Below are 16740 nucleotides of genomic sequence, written 5' to 3' on the forward strand. Positions count from 1 at the left end.
CGGAAAAAGGTGAGGAAGATATGGCGGCATCGGGCATGGTTCCTACCGATAAGTCAGCTTTTGTGCTGAATCGGGCGACAGGCGACCTGGCGGATGGGGCGGCCAAGCTGGCGAGCGACATCGGGAGCACCTCCGTCGAAGCGGTGCTCGCGGCGGCCAACCGGGCGATGAGACGCAAGGGCGCGAGCGCGACGATGGGTTCGATGAACCCCAGGCCGGCCGAGTGGTACTCCTTCGACGACGGCGACCAGCAGACCGCCGACTGGTACCCCCAGGGCCTGACCGGCAGCGACGACTCCGGCGGGATGGGGGTGCCGTCGTTCCTGGTGAGCTGGTACTTCAAGCCGGAGGCCGGCGAACGCGGCATCAGGCTGTCGTTCGTCAGCCCGCGCACGCTCAAGTACCGGCACGCGCTGCTGGTGCAGGCCAAGCCGGACGGGGCGTACGGGCCGATCGACATCCACGCGGGCGGCATCGCCTGCCACGGCGACCTGCTCTACGTCGCCGACACCGTACGCGGCCTGCGCGTCTTCGACCTGAACAACGTGCTCGACCTGCGTACCGTCCAGAACGACCTGGGCGACCCCCAGCGCGTCGGCAGGCACGGAGGCAAGCTGCACGCCTTCGGCTACCGCTACGTCATATCCCAGACCGACTTCTGGAAGGTCGCGCAGGCCGGGCCGCGCTTCTCGTTCGTCTCCATCGACCGCAGCGGCGCCACCCCGCGCCTCATCAGCGGCGAATACCGGGAGAACGACCCCGGCGGCTGGGTGGGGCGCTGGGACCTCGACCTGGCGGGCGGCGCGCCGGTCGACGCCTTCGTCATGGGACATCCCAAGATCCAGGGAGCCACGTCGCGGGGCGGAAAGTGGTACCTGAGCCAGGCGGCCAACGCCACCACCAACGGCAAACTGCTCGTCTACGAGGGCCAGACCCTGCGCACCAGGCCGTTCCCGATCGGTCCGGAAGACCTGGCCGTGCAGGAGGGCAAGTTGTGGAGCGTCACCGAGTTCAGGAACAAGCGCACGATCTTCGGCGTCAGCCTCTGAAGGCTCTCAGCCGTCGAGGTGGTGGCGCAGGACCTCGCGGTAACGGCGGTCGAAGTCGTCGTAGACCGCCCGCAGCTCGGCCCCGGGCCAGCCGTCCGGCAGCAGTTCGCGCGGCAGGAGCGGGTCGGCCAGCAGGTGACGCAGCACCGCGGCCGAGACGAGGAACCCCACGGCCAGCCCCTCGGCCCGGCCGAGTGCGCGTTCCAGCCGGCGCGCCTCGCTCGCCCAGCCGTCCAGGTCCCACAGCAGGGGCGTGGGGTCGTCGTGCGGGCGGCCGTCGATCAGCGTGCACTGCGCCGTGACGATCTCCGGCCAGGCCCGCGCCAGGTTCGCCGGGCGCATCCAGGTTCCCTCGCGCAGCTCGGCCAGGCGTAGCGCGAGCATCGCGTGCCGGAACGCGGCCCGCTCGGCCGGAGCCCGCCGCTCCGCGGTGACCACGGCCACCTCCCACGTGCCGTCCCACGGCTTCGGATGCGGGTCGCGGCTCTCGTCCTGCCTGGCCTGACGCTCGACCAGCCGCTGCGACAGCGTGTACTGGCCGTCGGACTGGAGCAGGTCGCCCGCGGCCAGCATGCGTGACAACGCCACCCTGACCGTGCCCTCGGCGATGCCGAACAGCGCGCCGATGCGCACCAGGTGGCGGGCCGGCAGCCGGGGCGGGTGACTGCCGAGCAGCGCGCTCAGCACCGCGGAACGCGCGCTCAGTGTGGTATTACGCTCTTCCATCGCGTGTCGAGTATATGTAACACTCGCGGTATGGGCCGGTATCTCATCGAAGCTTTCGACCGCGGCGAGCGCAGCGACCGCTACGCCACCGAGCGTTACCAGGGCGCGGCCGGTCGCAACTGGTGGCGCTGCGACCCCACCCTGCGCCTGCTCATGCGCCGCCACCTGGGCGACGGGCTCGCCTGGGCCGAGCCGCACCTCGACGCGCTGGGCGAGCTGACGGGCGGGCTCGTCGCCGAGTGCGCCGAGGAGACCGACAGGAACCCGCCGCGGCTGGAGAAGTACGACAAGTGGGGCAGAGACGTCAGTCAGGTCGTCATGCCGCCGTCGTTCCACACCGCCCGGCAGGCCCTGATGGGCGCGAACTTCACTTCGCCCTCCTTCGCCGAAGAGGCCAGGACACACGGGGCCGATCCGGCCGCGCTCGGCGCCGCGTGGACGTACCTGCTCGATCAGGCCGACATCGGCATGGGCTGCGCGCTCGGCACGGGCGGGGACATGGTGGTCTCCCTCGCCGAGAAGCACGCGCCCGAGGACGTACGCGATCGGGTACGGGAGATCTTCGCCAACGGCTACTACTCCGGCGAGGCCGCTCAGATGTTCACCGAGCGCAGCGGCGGGTCCGACCTGGCCGCGCTGGAGACCGAGGCGGTGCCCGCGGGCGACGCGTGGCTGTTGTCCGGGTTCAAGTGGTTCGCCTCCAACGCCAACGGCTCGGCGTTCGTGGTGCTGGCCAGGATGCCGGGCGGGGCCGTGGCGCCGTTCCTCGTCCTGTGGGAGCGGCGCGACGGCAGCCGCAACGGCGTGCGCATCCGCCGGCTGAAGGACAAGCTCGGCACCAGATCGGTCGCCTCCGCTGAGGTGGAGTTCGAGCGGGCGGAGGCGTTCCTGCTGGCAGGAACCGGCTCCGGCGAGGGCTCGGGCCTCGGCACCATGATGAAGCTCACCAACGCCTCCCGGCTCGGCGTGGCCATGATGGGCGTCGGCGTGGCCAGGCGCGCGCTGGTCGAGGCGATCTGCTACGCCCGCTCACGCGAGGCGTTCGGCAGGCCGCTGATCGAACAGCCGCTCATGCGCCGCCGCCTGGGTGAGCTGATCGTCGAGGTCGAGGCGGCGCAGGCGCTGGTGTTCGACGGCCACGTCGGGCCCCGGCTGCGCCTGGCCCCCGCCTTGATCAAGCTGCGCACCGCCCGGCTCGGCGTGACCGCGGCCAGCGACGCGATCGAGGTGCACGGGGGCAACGGCTACATCGAGCAGTGGCCGGTGGCCCGGCTGCTGCGCGACGCCCAGGTCAACCCGATCTGGGAGGGTGGCGACAACATCCTCTGCCTCGACGTGCGCCGCGCCATGCTCAAGGAACGCGCCCACCTGCCCTTCCTCGACCACCTGCGCGCGCTGGCCACCTCCGACCTGGTGCGCGGGCGCGTGGACGACCTGACCAAGGCGATCGAGGCGTGGTCCGCGCTGGAGCACGCGGTGGCGGAGGAGCGGCTCTATCCGCTGGCGCAGTTCATGGCCGACGTCTACGCCGCCGCGCTGCTGGAGGACCAGGCCACGTGGGGGCTCGACGACGGGCGCAAGTCTTTGGTGGCCCGCCTGTACGCCGAGGCCCACCTGGCCGACCAGGGCCCGCTGCGCGGGATCGACCGCCCGGCGGAGGACCCGTTCGACGAGCTGCTGGGAGGTGCGGTCAGCCTCTGAGGCGGCGTCACTGGCCGTGGACAAGGTGAAAGCGTACGCTCGGCAGGTTCCCCGAGGAGGATCTCATGACCGTACGCGTGGAACGCCGCGGCCCCGTCACCACGGTGGTGCTCAGCAGGCCGGAGGCGCGCAACGCCGTCGATCGCAAGACCGCCGACGCCCTGACCGGGGCGTTCAGGGACTTCGAGGACTCCGACGCCGACGTGGCGGTGCTGTGGGGCGAGGGCGGCACGTTCTGCGCCGGCGCCGACCTCAAGGCGCTCGACAACCACGTCGGCGAGGAGGGCGACGGGCCGATGGGCCCGACCAGGATGCGGCTGAGCAAGCCGGTCATCGCCGCCGTCGCCGGGCACGCCGTGGCCGGCGGGCTGGAGCTGGCCCTGTGGTGCGACCTGCGGGTGGCCGAGGAAGATGCCGTGTTCGGGGTGTTCTGCCGCAGGTGGGGAGTGCCGCTGATCGACGGCGGCACCGTACGGCTGCCGCAGCTCATCGGCTCCTCCCGCGCCATGGACATGATCCTCACGGGACGGCCCGTCGAGGGGCCGGAAGCCTACGCGTGGGGGCTGGCCAACCGGCTCGTGCCTACCGGCACCGCCCGCGCCCACGCCGAGGAGCTGGCCGCGCGGATCGCCGCGTTCCCGCAGGCGTGCCTGCGCGGCGACCGCATGTCGGCGCTGGAGCAGGACGGGATGGCGGAGGCGGAGGCGATGCGGAACGAGCTGCGGCACGGGCTGGTGTCGCTGCCCGACGCCTCCGAGGGTGCCGCCCGCTTCGCGGCGGGCGCGGGCAGGCACGGCTCCTTCCTGAACCCCTGACCTCGGCGTACGGCTTCCCAAGATTGTCGGTGGCCGCGCGTATCGTGACCGTATGCCTGACATCATCGAGGTCGCCGGGCGCGAGGTCCCCATCACCAGCCCCGGCAAGGTGGTCTTCCCGCAAACCGGCCACACCAAGCTCGACCTGCTCCGGTTCTACCGGAGCGTGGGCGAGGCGGCGTTGCGCGGCGTCCACGGCCGGCCCATGGTGCTCAAGCGGTTCGTGCACGGCATCGAGCAGGAGGCGTTCTTCCAGAAGCGGGCGCCGGCCAAGCGGCCCGACTGGATCGAGGTGGCCGAGCTCAAATATCGGTCGGGGCTCAGCGCGGAAGAGGTCGTCTGCACCGACCTGGCGCAGCTCCTGTGGGTGGTCAACCTGGGCTGCGTCGACCTCAACCCCCATCCGGTACGCTCCGACGACCTGTCCAGGCCCGACGAGCTGCGCATCGACCTCGATCCCGTGCCCGGCGTCGGGTGGGCCGACGTGCTGGCCACGGCGCAGGTGGCGCGCGAGGTGCTGGCCGATCACGGGCTGGTCGCCTGGCCCAAGACGTCCGGATCGCGCGGGTTCCACGTCTACGCCCGGATCGAGCGGCGCTGGCCGTTCACGAAGGTGCGCAAGGCCGCCGAGACGGTGGCCCGCGAGGTCGAGCGGCGCGCCCCCGGCCTGGCCACCAGCCGCTGGTGGAAGGAGGAGCGCCACGGCGTGTTCGTCGACTTCAACCAGAACGCCTACGACCGCACGGTGGCCTCCGCCTACTCGGTGCGCGCGGTGCCTGACGCCCGCGTGTCCACCCCGCTGACCTGGGACGAGGTGCCGGGGTGCCGGCCCGAGGCGTTCACCATCGAGACCGTGCCCGAGCGGCTGGCCGAGCTCGGCGACCCCTGGGAGGACCTCGACCTGCATCCCGGCTCGCTCGACGGGCTGCTCGCCCTGGCCGAGGAGCTCGGGCCTGCGCCCAAGCCGCCCAAGGGCAGCGGGCGCAGGCAGCAGACGATGCCGGTGATCGAGATCGCCAAGGCCGAGCACAAGGACGAGGCGATGGCCGGGTTCGAGCGGTGGAAGGCCCGCCACCCCAAGGCCGCGGCCCGGCTGGAGCCCGCCGACGTGCTGGTCGACGGGATGCGCGGGCGCAGCAGCGTGTGGTACCGGATCCGGGTCAACCTCCAGCACGTGCCCGAGGAGGAGCGGCCTGAGCAGGAGGCGCTGGAGGTCGACTACGACCCGTGGCAGGGCGGCGGCCCGGCGAGCTGAACGCACGCCGGTCCGGGGCGTGAGCGGGGCGTTCAGCGGCCGGAGATCAGGTTGGCCAGGTGGGCGTAGGCGGAGGTGGTCGTGCCGCGTTCGTTCTCGTGCCGGTCGGCGGCCCTGAACAGGGTGTAGATGAGCTGCACTCCGGTCCACCGCAGCGGCTCGGGCTCCCACTGCCGCACCTGACGCCCCACCCAGGGCAGGCCCGTCAGCGCGGTGTCGCGGCGCAGCACCAGGTCGCGCAGCGTGCGGCCGGCCAGGTTCGCCGTGGTGACGCCGCTGCCCACGTACCCGCCCGCCCAGCCGAGGCCGGCCGCGTGATCCAGGTGCACCGTCGAGCACCAGTCGCGCGGCACCCCGAGCACGCCGCACCAGGCGTGCTCGATCCGCGCGTCGGCGGCGGCGGGGAAGAGCTTGACCAGCATCCGCCAGAGCAGCGCGACCGTCTGCGCCTGGGTGGCCCCCCGGTCGTCGGTACGCGAGCCGTACCGGTACGGCACTCCCCGCCCGCCGATCGCGATCCGGTCGTCGGCTGTGCGCTGCGCGTAGACGTAGGCGTGCGCCTCGTCCTCCAGCAGCTCGCTGCCGTGCCAGCCGATGTGCTTCCAGACGTCCGGCGGCAGCGGCTCGGTGACGATCATGGAGCTGTTCATCGGCAGCCACTGGCGGTGCTGGCCGGTCAGGCTCGCGGTGAAGCCCTCGGTCGCGCGGATGACGTAGCCGGCCGTGACGACGCCGCGCGTGGTGACCGCGGCGGCCTTCCCGCCGCGAGCGGCGTCCCTGGGCAGGATCTCGGTGACCGTGGTGTCCTCGAGGATGTCCACCCCCAGCCCCTCCACCACGCCGGCCAGCCCGACGGCGAGCTTGGCCGGCTGGATGCGGGCGCAGTGCGGCGAGTACGACGCCTCCAGCGCCCCCGCCACCTGCAGCCGTTCGCGCTGCTCGTCACGTTCCATCAGCCGCACGTCGTCCGCGCCGTATCCCCACGCGCGCAGGTCGGCGACGCCGGCCCGCAGCCGCCGCCGCTGGGCCGGGTTGGTCGCGACGTGGATCAGCCCGCCCTTGTGCACGTCGGCGTCGATGCCCTCCGCGCGGGCCACCTCGATGACCTCGTCGACAGACCGGAACATGGCGTGCTGCAGGTCGATCATGGCCTGCCGCCCGCGCGCCCTGGCATGCCGCTTGCGTGACCCGGCGAACTCGGCCGACAGCCACCCGCCGTTGCGGCCCGACGCCCCGAACCCGGCGAACTCCTTCTCCAGGATCGCGATCCGCAGGCCGGGCTCGGCCCGCTTCAGGTAGTACGCGGTCCACAGGCCGGTGTAGCCGCCGCCCACGATGGCGACGTCGTAGTCACGCGGCCCCGGCAGCGCCGGCCGCCGCGTGGGCAGGCCGATCTGCCGATACCAGAAGGAGACGCCGCCGTTGGCGAAGTCCTTGGTCAGCGGGATGCCTTTCATCACCGAACACATTGTCTAGTAACAGCTCAGGGGCCTACAAGTCGGCGAAGTGTAATGAAACCGGGTGCCTGGCTAGCTTCGTGTCGGGCGTTCATACCCCTCGTCGCCTCCGTATACGCGCAGGTCAGGATCCTGCTCCGGCTGCGTGGCCGGGCTGGTGGGCGAGGCGGTGTGCTCGGAGGCGAAGTCGTCCGAGAGGATCGGCTCGGGCGGCAGCAGGTAGTCGTGCCAGGTGATCACACCTTGGGGCAGGGCGTCGGTGAGCAGCAGGCCCGCGCGCTGGGCCGCGTACAGGCGGCCCGGATAGCGGACGGGCACGCACGGCCGGCGCAGGCCCTGCGCCCGCAGCCAGGTCTTGACCAGCGTCTCGGTGTCGATCACCTCGGGGCCGCCGAACTCGATCTCCCTGCCCTCGGGCCCGGCGCTGAGCAGCGCGGCGGCGCGCGCGGCGACCTCGCCCGTGTGCACCGGCTGCCAGGGCAGCGAGCGGTCCACGGGCAGCGCGGGCAGCGACGCGAAGCCGCGCAGCCGTTGGTGCAGCCACTGGTGGAACGGGGTGAGGCGGAGGATCGTCCAGTCCAGGCCGCACTCCGTGACCAGGCGCTCGGCCTCCAGCTTGTGACGCAGGTGGCCGTGGGCGGCCCGGTCGGCCCCGACCATGGAGGTCAACAGCACGTGCGGCCGCCCGGCCTCCCTGGCCAGCAGGAGCAGGGTCCTGGTGCCCGGCACGTCCACCGCGCCGCGCCCCTTGCGGCCGCTGGTGGCCAGGTGCGCGATCGCGTCCACGTCCCGTACGGCCTCCTCGACGCCCTTGCCGGAGATGAGGTCGCCCCACATCCACTCGACGTTCCCGCGGTCCTCCCGCTTGGCCCGGCTCAGCGCCCGCACCTCGTGACCCGCCTTGAGCAGGGCGGGCACCAGTGCGCCGCCCAGCGTGCCGGTGGCTCCCGTGACCAGAATCCGCATGTCGGGACCCCTACCCGCCACAATCCAGAAATGTCAGCGAAGCGCATCCCGGCCTCTGGTCCTGCGCGATCACCCGTAGGCGCGGGCGATCCCGGTGGCGGCGGCGCGCAGCGGCTCGACCAGCCGGGGCAGCTCGCGGGCCCGCCGCGAGGAGAGCACGATGCCCAGCGCCGCCACCGGCCGCCCGTCCACCAGGACCGGCGCCGCCGCCGAGCACGAGCCCAGGGTCATCTCCTCGTGCGTCAGCGCGTACCCCTGCGCCCGCACCGCCGCCAGCTCCCTGGCCAGCCGACCCGGCTCGGTGATCGTGCGGGGTGTCGGGCGTTCGAGCGCGCGGGCCAGGTAGGACGTGACGAACCAGTCCGGCTCGTACGCCAGCAGCGCCTTGCCCACCCCGGTCGGATGCATCGGCAGCCGGCCCCCGATCCGCGACACGATCGGCACCGCCCGCCTGCCGTACACCTTGTCCACGAACAGCACCTCGACGCCGTCCCTGACCGCGAGGTGCACGTTCTCACCCGTCGAGCCGAACAGCTCCTGCAGCCACGGATGCGCCAGCTCCTGCAGCCGGTTGGGCGCGAGCCGGCCCAGCTCCCACAGCCGCTGCCCCACCCGCAGCCGCCCGTCGGGGGTGCGGCCGAGCGCCTGCCACACCTCCAGCTCGCCCACCAGCCGGTGCGCCGTGCTCAGCGGCAGTCCGCTGCGCGCGGCCAGCTCGGTGAGCGTGAGCTGCGGATGCGCGGCGTCGAACGCGCCCAGAATGGCCAGCACCTTGGACGTCACTGTCCGTCCCGGTTCGCGGGATCCGCCTGACATGAGCGCTATTCTTCCACTCAGTGGAAGCAGCCTCTCGGCGATACGCCGCCTTAGGCAGGATGCTTCCCTCATGCGAACTCAGGTTGGGATTATCGGGGCTGGCCCCGCTGGTCTGCTTCTGTCCCACTTGCTCCACCTGCGCGGCATCTCCTCCGTGGTGCTGGAGAAGCGCAGCCGGGACTACGTCGAGCGCCGCGTCCGCGCCGGCGTGCTGGAGCAGGGCACGGTCGACACACTGGTGGAGGCGGGCGTCGGCGAGCGTATGCTGCGCGAGGGGCTGCCGCACCACGGCATCGAGCTCAGGTACGGGGGCCAGGGCCACCGCATCGCGTTCGACAAGCTCGTGCCGGGCCGGGCCATCACCGTGTACGGGCAGCAGGAGGTGGTCAAGGACCTCATCGCGGCCAGGCTCGCGGCGGGCGGCGACGTGCGGTTCGAGGTCGAGGACGTGGCCGTGCACGCGCTGGAGTCGGAGCCGTACCTGACCTTCGGCGGCGAGCGGCTCGACTGTGACGTGATCGCCGGCTGCGACGGCTTCCACGGGGTGTCCAGGCCGTCCATCCCCGAGGGCGTTCTGAGCGTCTTCGAGCGGGAATATCCGTTCGCCTGGCTCGGCATCCTGGCCCGCGTCGCGCCCTCGTCGGACGAGCTCATCTACGCCAGGAACGAGCGCGGCTTCGCCCTGCACAGCATGCGCTCGCCCTCGGTCAGCCGCTTCTACCTGCAAGTTCCCGCCGATGCCGAGCTGGGGGAGTGGCCGGACGAGCGCATCTGGGCCGAGCTCAAGGCCCGGCTGGAGACCGTGCCCGGCTTCGAGCTGACCACCGGCGAGATCATGGAGCGGGGCATCACGCCGATGCGGGCGTTCGTGGCCGAGCCGATGCAGTACGGGCGGCTCTACCTGGCCGGGGACGCCGCCCACATCGTGCCGCCGACCGGCGCGAAGGGGCTCAACCTGGCCGTGGCCGACGTCAGGGTGCTCACCGAGGCGCTGGACGCGTACTTCTCCGGCGGCTCCGACGAGCTGCTCCAGGGCTACTCGCAGGCGTGCCTGAAGAGGGTGTGGCGGGCCCAGCACTTCTCGTGGTGGATGACGACGCTGCTGCACACGTTCGAGGAGGACGACCCGTACGCGCGGCGGCTGCAGCTGTCGTACCTGGACTACGTGACCTCCTCGGAGGCGGCGGCCACGACGCTGGCGGAGAACTACGTCGGGCTGCCGTGATGGCCTCTGACCTTGGGAAATGCTTTACAGTGTTGGGGTGGTCTTTGAGGACGGATGGGCGGCTTCGCCCCTGCGCTGGCTCATGAACACCCTGGGCGACGCGCAACTCGCCATGATGGTCGAGCACCCCGGCATGGTCGCGGCGGTCGACCAGCACGCGGCGGTGCTGCGCGACGCGATCCCGCTCGATCGCGAGACGCTGGGCGACTATCTGCTCGGCTTCCTCGACGAGCTGCGGCACCGGGGCTGGGCCTTCACCGGCGAGCCGGACGCGCCGTTGCTGCGGCTGACGGCGGTGTGCTGGCTCACCCGCGAACTGGACCTCCTGGACGGCGCCGCCCCGGCCTGACACGGTGCGGCGCCGCCGTTTCGAGCCGGCGGTCAGCCGGGAGGCATGTCGGAGCGGTGGGCTCCGCCGCCCTGCGCCGACCTGATCGGCGCCGTCTCCTCCGTCATCGACCGGGCGTCCTCACGCCCTCGCTGGTACGCTTCCGCGTGCGCCCTGGCCTGCGGGGCCTCCTGCTCGATGCGGCTCAGCCAGCGCTCCCAGCGCTGCTGCATGGGCCGGACGAGCCCGCCCCCGACGCCGATCGCCGCGATCGCCCCGATGGTGGCGAGCACCGTGATCAGGACCGGGGTCGTGACCGCCGTGGCAACGCCGATCTGGTTGAGCGCCGCGATGATGCCGAGCGCCCAGATGAACACCGCGGCCACGGTCGCCAGGAAACGGCCGTAGGACAGGCCGCCGAGCGCGCCGGACAGGATGTCCCTGACGGCCTTGGCCACCGCCCCGGCCACCACGATGATCACGATGGCCACGATCGCCTGCGGCAGCCAGGCCACCACACCGGCCAGCAGCGTCGAGACCGGGTTGGGGCCGAACACGTTGAAGGCTATCTGCAGCGTGATCAGCAGGATCGCGTAGAAGACGATCTTGGCGAGCAGGCTGCTGGCGTCGTACTTGCTGCGTTCCAGCCACCGCCGCACGCCGCTGCGCTCCACCGCCCGGTCGAAGCCGACTCGCTCAAGTACCTTGTCGACGAGCTTCTCCAGGGCTTTGGCCACGATCCACCCGATGATGAGAATCACCAGGAACGCGATCAGCCGCGGAACGAACGTGGCTATCTGCCGCCAGGCATCCGATATGCCTTGGCCTATGTCGATGTCCATAGTTTCCTCCTCTGAGGAGCCAATGCATCGGCGCTACCCGGGCTGAAACGGTATATACACGCAGAGCTACCAAAGTTCGCACAAGGCGATATACCTCCCCAGGCAGGGGCATGCAGTCGCAATCCCGGCGCAATGCCGGCCTGCGAGCGTGGCGGCGAGGTGGGGGCGCCGGGCCTGGCAGCCCCGGAGGATCAGCCGCCCTTCGCGGCCTTCAGATGTGCCGCCGCGGCCTGCTCCAGATGAACGAGGTCGGAGGCCACAGTCGCGAATGTGAAGCCCTCCGCCAGCCGCCGGGCGGCCTGCTCCCCGCCTGGGTTGTGGATGCCGGCCGCGATGCCCGCCGCCGCGGCGGCCGTACGGATTCGCTCCAGCGCCGCCTCGAAGGCGTCGGCCACCGCCGGGTCGTTGGGGAAGCGCCCGCCCACGGCGAGGCACAGGTCGGAAGGGCCGACGTACACGCCGTCGAGGCCCGGCGTGGCGCAGATCTCGTCGATGTTCTCCAGCCCGCCGGCCGTCTCGATCATCGCCAATACCACCACGGTCTCATCCGCCTCCGCCGGCGTGGGCCCGATGCGCAACGAGGAGCGCATGGGCCCGTACGAGCGACGACCGCCGGCGGGGTAGCGGGCCGCGGAGACGGCACCGGCGGCGTCCTCGGCCGTGTCGACCAGCGGCACGATCACGCCGCCCGCCCCGTAGTCGAGTGCCCGGCCGATCACGGCGGGATCTCCGGACTCCACCCGGACAATGCCGACAGAACGCCCGCCCGCGTCGATGGCCATGAGGTTGCTCAGCAGCCCCGCGTGGCCGATGAGCCCGTGCTGGCCGTCCAGCGTCACGTAGTCGTACCCCAGCCGGGCCAGGCGCTCGGTGGCGACGGGCGCGTCGAGAACCACCCAGTAGCCGACGCACTGTTCCCGATTACGGATCTTCCTGGCGAACTCGGCTGCGCTCATACGAAATCGATCTCCTCTACGGCGAGTACGGGAACGAGGTGAGTACGGCTCAACGGCTGCCCGCTCGCGCCGGGCGTACCGGTGAACGGTTGCAGGCGGGCCTCGTGCGTACAGCTCAACGGTTGTAGGCGGGCATCGGGCCGTGGAGCGACGCGCCCACCACGTCACAGGCGGCGGCCACGTCGGACGGCAGCGGCCCGGCCGCCAGCGCCTCCAGGTTGGCCCGCAACTGGTCGGGGCCGGAGGCGCCGAGCAGGACCGCGTTCACCACGGGCCGGCCCGCCAGCCAGCGCAGGGACAGCTCGGCGAGCGGCATCCCGGCCCGCCTGGCGATGTCGTCGAGCGTTTCGACCGCCTCGAAGAGCCGCGCGTCCCAGTAGCGCTCCCGGTACATCCCGGCCAGCCGGGAGTCGCCGAACCGGCCGCTCTCCGGCATGCGGTCGAAGCGGTGCCGGCCGGTCAGCAGGCCGCCACCCAGCGGGTTGTAGACCATGGTGCGCAGCCCGCTGGTCATGGCGAACTCGGCGTACTCGTCCTCGATCCGCCTGGCCACCAGGTTGTAGAGCTGCTGGGCCACCACGGGCGGGGGATCGATCCCGGCGATCTGCCAGGCGGCGTAGTTGGACACGCCCAGCTCGCCGATCTTGCCTTCCCGCTTCAGGTCGGCGACCGTGGCCAGGGTCTCCTCCAGCGGCGTGGCCCGGTCGGGCTGGTGCAGGTAGAACAGGTCGACGTGATCCACGCGGAGCCGCCGCAGGCTGGCCGTCAGCGCGTTCCGCAGCCCGCGTGGCGACAGCGGCGTGTATCCGCCGGCGTCCGGATGGGGCATGCCCGCCTTGGTCGCCAGCACGACCTGGTCGCGACGGCCGCGCAGCAGCTTGCCGAGGACCTCCTCGGCGGCGCCGCCCGCATAGCCGTTGGCCGTGTCGACCCCGGTGACCCCGGCGTCGAGGGCCAGGTCGAGCATCTTCCCGGCCGCGTCCGCGTCCACGGTGTCGCCGAAGGTCATGGTTCCGAGCACGGGCTCGGGATTCATCGAGCGTGTCCTTTCGCCGCCGGATGGACGTCGCCTGACTTGTATCCCCGCATGCTATCGAGCCCCACCTACCTAAACCTCGCACCGGGGACACGCCACGCGAGAACGGGCACCGCTTGCCGGCAACTGTGGCATAGCTGCGTACTCTGTGCAATGCTCAACGCGTGATTCGCGCAATTCGGTGGCCGGGGGAGACATGAGCGTGGGCTCGGCGTCCGTGCTCGCCCTGGCCGACGATCTGTCGGGGGCGGCCGAGACGGCGGCCGTGCTCATGTCCCACGCCGGCTCCGCGCTCATCGCCCTGTCCGGCCCGCCGTATCCGGCACAGGCACCCGTGCTGGTGGCCGACCTCGACAGCCGGCACCACCCCCAGACCTTCGACCTGGTACGGGAGGCGCTCAGGCACGCCGGGCGCCGCCGCGTCTTCGTCAAGATCGACTCCCTGCTGCGCGGGAACATCGCCGCCACGGTCGCGGCCTGCCTCGACACCGCCCCGGTGGTGCTCGCCCCCTCTCTCCCGTCCGCCGGGCGCACGGTGACGGGCGGGGTCCCGTACGTACGGGGAGTCCTGCTGCGCGAAACACGCACCTGGCGCGTAACCCCTACGCTCGCCACGGGCACATTCGCACAGCCAGCCCCCATCACGCCCACGGGAGCAATCGCGCAGTCTGCGCCCGCCACTGTCGAGGGCGCAGTCGCGGAACCCGCCCCCAGCACGGCCGATTGCCCGGTCACAGAACCACCCTCTGCCACGGCTGCGGGTACATCTGCGGCCGACCTCACCGGACCTGCCACCGTGGCGGACGCGCTCGGCGCGGTGCCGTCCGTTCTCGTGCCGTTGAGCATCGTCCGGGCCGGGCACCGGATTCTGACGACCGCGATCACGGAGGCACGCGGCCGGGTGGCGGTGTGCGACGCGGAGACGGACGGCGACCTCGACGCGATCGTGGCGGCCGCACTCGACGCCGACCCGTCCACCCACCTGATCGGCGCCGGCGGCCTGGCCGCAGCCCTCGGCCGCACCCTCTCCCTCGACCCGCCGCCCAGCCCACATGACGACCCACCACCTGACCAGTTCCCTGGCCCGCCCTCGAACCCACCACCTGACCCACCACCCGACGCGCCCGCTTCGCGTCCCAGCGCCTCACCTCTGCTGGTAGTCGTCGGCACCGCGGAGCCCGGGGCGGCCGAGCAGGCCGCGTTGCTCGTCAGACACGGCGTAACCCCCATCCCCCTCACCGCCGCCGACCTGAACGAGCCCGAAGCCGCCGCCCGCCGGGTGCGGGACGTGCTGGCGCGACACGTCCCAGCCGTGCTGACCATGGTGGGCCCCGCCCCGCCGGCCTTGACCGCCACCCTGGGCGGAGTCGTCGCCCGAGCCATCGGCGACCGGCCCGCCGGCCTCGTCCTCACCGGCGGTGAGACCGCGAGACGCGTCCTCGACGCGCTCGGCGTCACCGAGCTGACCCCGCTGGGCCAGATCCACCACGGCGCGGTGCTCAGCCAAACCCCCCAAGGCCACCACGTGGTCACCAGACCGGGCAGCTTCGGCGAGCGTGACAGCCTCCTCCGCATAGCCGCCCATCTCGCCCCCCACCACTTCACCTCCGCAGAAAGGCTGACATGAGCACACCTCTGATCGCCCTCACCATGGGGGACGGCGCCGGCGTCGGCCCCGAGGTCATCATCGGCGCGCTGCTCGCCCCCGAGACGTCCGCGTTCTGCCGTCCGGTCGTCATCGGCGACGCCCGCCGCCTGCGCAGGGCCGCCGGGTTCGTCGGCGCGAGCCCCGAGGTGGTCGCCGTGGACGGCGTCGCCGACGCGGTGTTCGAGCCGGGCCGCGTCAACGTCATCGACCCGGGCCTGCTCCCCGACGACCTGCCGTGGGGGCAGGTGTCGGCGGTCGCGGGCGGCGCGGCGTACGAGTACGTACGGCTGGCCAGCGAGCTGGCGATGTCCGGCCAGGTACAGGCGATCTGCACGGCCCCGCTCAACAAGGAGGCCCTGCACGCCGCCGGCCACCTCTACCCGGGCCACACCGAGCTGCTCGCCCACCTCACCGGCACCGAGGAGGTGTCGATGATGCTCTCGACCGCCAAGGTCAAGGTCATCCACGTCACCACCCACATCGGCCTGATCGACGCCGTCGCCCGCATCGAGCCGGGCCTGGTCGAGCGGACGATCCGGCGCGGCGAGGCCGCCATGCGCGGTTCCGGCCTCGTACGTCCCAAGATCGGCGTCTGCGGCATCAATCCCCATGCGGGGGAGAACGGCCTGTTCGGGTACGGCGAGGAGGAGGAGAAGATCGTCCCCGCCGTCGAACGCCTGCGCGCCGAGGGCATGGACGTGCACGGTCCGCTGCCCGCCGACACCGCGTTCTTCCTGGCCGGCCGGGGCGACTACGACCTCATCGTGGCCATGTACCACGACCAGGGCCACGGCCCCGTCAAGATCCTCGGCCTGGAGGCGGGCGTCAACATCACCGTCGGCCTGCCCGTGATCAGGACCTCGGTCGACCACGGAACCGCGTTCGACATCGCCGGCAAGGGCGTCGCGGACGCCGGTAGCATGATCGAGGCCCTCCGGCAGGCCGCCGAGCTGTCGTCCGCGCAAGGGTGGTGAGGCCGATGGGCCGTGCGGCACAGGCCAGACGCGACGAGATCGTCCACCTGGCCACCACCACCGGGCTGGCCAGCGTCGAGGAGCTGTCGGCCCAGCTGGGTGTGACGGCCTCGACCATCCGCCGTGACCTGGCCCACCTGAAGGCGGCGGGCCTGCTGGCCCGCACGTACGGCGGGGCGATGGCGGTGGTCACCCATCCAGAGGCGTCGCTGCGGCAGCGCATCGGGGAGGCGTTCGAGGCCAAGCGCGCCATCGCCGCCTGGGCCGCCGCCCAGATCCGTCCCGGCGAGACCGTCCTGCTCGACTCCGGCTCGACCACGGGCGCCCTGGCGCACGAGCTGCGCCACGCGGTGGACCTGACGGTGGCCACCACCGGCCTGAACGCCCTCCAAGAGCTGGCCGGGGCGACGGGCGTGCACGTCGAATGCCTCGGCGGCACGCTGCGCCACGTGAGCCAGGGCTTCGTGGGCCCGCTGGCAGAGGCGGCGCTGAGCCGGATGACGTTCGACCGCGTCTTCCTGGGCGCCGACGGGGTCACGGCGGAGGAGGGGATCTGCGAGGCGAGCCTGCAGCAGACGCGCTTCAAGGAGCTGATGATGGAGCGCTCACGCCACATCTACCTGCTCGTCCACGCCGCCAAACTCGGCCGCCGCCCGTTCCACGCATGGACCCGCATGCCGGACGCCTGGACTCTGGTCACGGACGCGTCGGCCACGGAGGAGTCGCTCAAACCGTTCACCGCGAAAGGCGTCAGAACGGTCGTCGTCACCACCCCGAGCTGAACCCTGGCTGGAATCGGCAAGGAGGCAGGCGGTCGACTGTATGTCATGTAGCCGTATCAGCAGCTCACGGGCGAGGGCGGTGTTCTGGACCGCCGCCTCCGCCTCCGAAATCGGCGTGCAGAGGAGTTCGTGCGATGTGTGTCCCGCCATGCCTCGACGGTAGG

At 71.8% G+C, this 16740-nt stretch carries 16 protein-coding genes; 9 read left to right on the forward strand and 7 right to left on the reverse strand.

The genetic code is table 11. From position 1 onward, the window contains the following. The first annotated feature begins 62 nt into the window (after positions 1-62). A complete protein-coding gene (locus tag AB0C27_RS18340) occupies positions 63-1049 on the forward strand; it encodes a hypothetical protein (protein ID WP_357845158.1) in 987 nt (328 codons plus the stop codon). A gap of 6 nt (positions 1050-1055) precedes the next feature. On the opposite strand, the gene AB0C27_RS18345 is transcribed toward AB0C27_RS18340, so the two are convergent. Further along, complete coding sequence (locus AB0C27_RS18345) at positions 1056-1775, reverse strand: PaaX family transcriptional regulator C-terminal domain-containing protein (RefSeq protein ID WP_357845160.1); 720 nt, start codon at positions 1773-1775, stop codon at positions 1056-1058. Positions 1776-1805: 30 nt separating this feature from the next. On the opposite strand from AB0C27_RS18345, the gene AB0C27_RS18350 reads away from it, so the two are divergent. The 3 genes from AB0C27_RS18350 to ligD all read left to right on the forward strand — a co-directional run bounded on the left by AB0C27_RS18350 (position 1806) and on the right by ligD (position 5546). Further along, complete coding sequence (locus tag AB0C27_RS18350) at positions 1806-3476, forward strand: acyl-CoA dehydrogenase family protein (RefSeq protein ID WP_357845163.1); 1671 nt, start codon at positions 1806-1808, stop codon at positions 3474-3476. Between the two features lie 65 nt (positions 3477-3541). Next, positions 3542-4291, forward strand: coding sequence for a crotonase/enoyl-CoA hydratase family protein (locus AB0C27_RS18355; protein ID WP_357845166.1), 750 nt, complete (start codon positions 3542-3544; stop codon positions 4289-4291). 52 nt (positions 4292-4343) lie between these two features. Continuing rightward, on the forward strand, positions 4344-5546 hold the full coding sequence (ligD, locus tag AB0C27_RS18360; RefSeq protein ID WP_357845169.1) for a non-homologous end-joining DNA ligase: 1203 nt from the start codon (positions 4344-4346) through the stop codon (positions 5544-5546). 32 nt (positions 5547-5578) lie between these two features. Here ligD and AB0C27_RS18365 read toward each other — a convergent pair whose 3' ends face one another. From AB0C27_RS18365 to AB0C27_RS18375, 3 genes are all read right to left on the reverse strand, one after another. Then, complete coding sequence (locus AB0C27_RS18365) at positions 5579-7003, reverse strand: FAD-binding oxidoreductase (RefSeq protein WP_357845307.1); 1425 nt, start codon at positions 7001-7003, stop codon at positions 5579-5581. 72 nt (positions 7004-7075) lie between these two features. Next, positions 7076-7969: an NAD(P)H-binding protein gene (locus AB0C27_RS18370; RefSeq protein WP_357845172.1), complete on the reverse strand. Its 894-nt coding sequence runs from the start codon at positions 7967-7969 to the stop codon at positions 7076-7078. A 69-nt stretch (positions 7970-8038) separates the two neighbouring features. Further along, positions 8039-8785, reverse strand: coding sequence for an IclR family transcriptional regulator (locus tag AB0C27_RS18375; protein ID WP_357845175.1), 747 nt, complete (start codon positions 8783-8785; stop codon positions 8039-8041). Between the two features lie 70 nt (positions 8786-8855). Between AB0C27_RS18375 and AB0C27_RS18380 the strand changes: the two genes are divergently transcribed. Continuing rightward, a complete protein-coding gene (locus tag AB0C27_RS18380) occupies positions 8856-10010 on the forward strand; it encodes a 4-hydroxybenzoate 3-monooxygenase (RefSeq protein WP_357845178.1) in 1155 nt (384 codons plus the stop codon). Positions 10011-10047: 37 nt separating this feature from the next. Continuing rightward, entirely contained in the window at positions 10048-10359 is a 312-nt protein-coding gene (locus tag AB0C27_RS18385) for a DUF6401 family natural product biosynthesis protein (protein ID WP_357845181.1), read from the forward strand. Between the two features lie 32 nt (positions 10360-10391). On the opposite strand, the gene AB0C27_RS18390 is transcribed toward AB0C27_RS18385, so the two are convergent. The 3 genes from AB0C27_RS18390 to AB0C27_RS18400 form a co-directional block, all read right to left on the reverse strand. Beyond that, on the reverse strand, positions 10392-11174 hold the full coding sequence (locus AB0C27_RS18390; RefSeq protein WP_357845310.1) for a hypothetical protein: 783 nt from the start codon (positions 11172-11174) through the stop codon (positions 10392-10394). A 197-nt stretch (positions 11175-11371) separates the two neighbouring features. Continuing rightward, positions 11372-12136, reverse strand: coding sequence for an aldolase/citrate lyase family protein (locus tag AB0C27_RS18395; protein WP_357845184.1), 765 nt, complete (start codon positions 12134-12136; stop codon positions 11372-11374). 115 nt (positions 12137-12251) lie between these two features. Then, positions 12252-13172 (reverse strand): aldo/keto reductase, encoded by a 921-nt coding sequence (locus AB0C27_RS18400; protein ID WP_357845187.1) that lies wholly within the window; start codon positions 13170-13172, stop codon positions 12252-12254. 196 nt (positions 13173-13368) lie between these two features. Here AB0C27_RS18400 and AB0C27_RS18405 point away from each other — a divergent pair, with 196 nt between their 5' ends. The 3 genes from AB0C27_RS18405 to AB0C27_RS18415 are packed head-to-tail and all read left to right on the forward strand — an operon-like array spanning position 13369 to position 16576. After that, positions 13369-14799, forward strand: coding sequence for a four-carbon acid sugar kinase family protein (locus AB0C27_RS18405; RefSeq protein WP_357845190.1), 1431 nt, complete (start codon positions 13369-13371; stop codon positions 14797-14799). Then, entirely contained in the window at positions 14796-15794 is a 999-nt protein-coding gene (pdxA, locus tag AB0C27_RS18410) for a 4-hydroxythreonine-4-phosphate dehydrogenase PdxA (protein WP_357845193.1), read from the forward strand. The genes AB0C27_RS18405 and pdxA overlap by 4 nt, the downstream gene beginning before the upstream one ends. A gap of 5 nt (positions 15795-15799) precedes the next feature. Next, on the forward strand, positions 15800-16576 hold the full coding sequence (locus tag AB0C27_RS18415) for a DeoR/GlpR family DNA-binding transcription regulator (protein ID WP_357845196.1): 777 nt from the start codon (positions 15800-15802) through the stop codon (positions 16574-16576). Positions 16577-16740: the final 164 nt, after the last annotated feature.

It is taken from the genome of Nonomuraea sp. NPDC048882 (assembly GCF_040649755.1).
GTDB lineage: Bacteria > Actinomycetota > Actinomycetes > Streptosporangiales > Streptosporangiaceae > Nonomuraea > Nonomuraea maheshkhaliensis.

Coding starts and splice junctions, on each gene's coding strand:
- AB0C27_RS18345 (WP_357845160.1), bottom strand. CDS start 1,775: ATGGAAGAGCGTAATACCACACTGAGCGCGCGTTCCGCGGTGCTGAGC.
- AB0C27_RS18350 (WP_357845163.1), top strand. CDS start 1,806: ATGGGCCGGTATCTCATCGAAGCTTTCGACCGCGGCGAGCGCAGCGAC.
- AB0C27_RS18355 (WP_357845166.1), top strand. CDS start 3,542: ATGACCGTACGCGTGGAACGCCGCGGCCCCGTCACCACGGTGGTGCTC.
- ligD (WP_357845169.1), top strand. CDS start 4,344: ATGCCTGACATCATCGAGGTCGCCGGGCGCGAGGTCCCCATCACCAGC.
- AB0C27_RS18365 (WP_357845307.1), bottom strand. CDS start 7,003: ATGAAAGGCATCCCGCTGACCAAGGACTTCGCCAACGGCGGCGTCTCC.
- AB0C27_RS18370 (WP_357845172.1), bottom strand. CDS start 7,969: ATGCGGATTCTGGTCACGGGAGCCACCGGCACGCTGGGCGGCGCACTG.
- AB0C27_RS18375 (WP_357845175.1), bottom strand. CDS start 8,785: ATGTCAGGCGGATCCCGCGAACCGGGACGGACAGTGACGTCCAAGGTG.
- AB0C27_RS18380 (WP_357845178.1), top strand. CDS start 8,856: ATGCGAACTCAGGTTGGGATTATCGGGGCTGGCCCCGCTGGTCTGCTT.
- AB0C27_RS18395 (WP_357845184.1), bottom strand. CDS start 12,136: ATGAGCGCAGCCGAGTTCGCCAGGAAGATCCGTAATCGGGAACAGTGC.
- AB0C27_RS18400 (WP_357845187.1), bottom strand. CDS start 13,172: ATGAATCCCGAGCCCGTGCTCGGAACCATGACCTTCGGCGACACCGTG.
- AB0C27_RS18405 (WP_357845190.1), top strand. CDS start 13,369: ATGAGCGTGGGCTCGGCGTCCGTGCTCGCCCTGGCCGACGATCTGTCG.
- pdxA (WP_357845193.1), top strand. CDS start 14,796: ATGAGCACACCTCTGATCGCCCTCACCATGGGGGACGGCGCCGGCGTC.
- AB0C27_RS18415 (WP_357845196.1), top strand. CDS start 15,800: ATGGGCCGTGCGGCACAGGCCAGACGCGACGAGATCGTCCACCTGGCC.